Raw genomic sequence first — 333 nt, forward strand, 5'->3', positions numbered from 1 at the left:
TACATTTACTACATAAAAATTTTTTAGTAATGCTAAAAGGATAAGCTATATTAATAAACCATACAACAATAATTTTTATAGAGAAAAAAGCATCACTCGTAGCTCAAAAGTTAATAAAGCAGTAATATAGGCATCTCTAGAACAAATGGTTTATATATCAAACAATTATCCTACAGTAATAGTTGAGAGCGAAGTAAATTATGTTGTTTCAGTAATAAGTGTTTTTAATGAATTTATAAAAAGAAATTTAGATTGGCCAGAAAATAAGTTATATTCAAAAGAATGTAAATTATATTTTAAATCAATTATTTCTTGTCAATATATTGCATCATT

At 22.8% G+C, this 333-nt stretch carries 1 protein-coding gene; it reads left to right on the forward strand.

All coding sequences use genetic code 11. The annotated features are described in order from the left end of the window. Positions 1–145: 145 nt before the first annotated feature. Positions 146–333: hypothetical protein (locus tag NE473_RS30710; RefSeq protein ID WP_256265606.1), on the forward strand; the 188-nt coding region annotated here is incomplete at its 3' end.

It is taken from the genome of Hungatella sp. SL.1.14 (assembly GCF_024460495.1).
Lineage (GTDB): Bacteria > Bacillota > Clostridia > Lachnospirales > Lachnospiraceae > Hungatella > Hungatella hathewayi.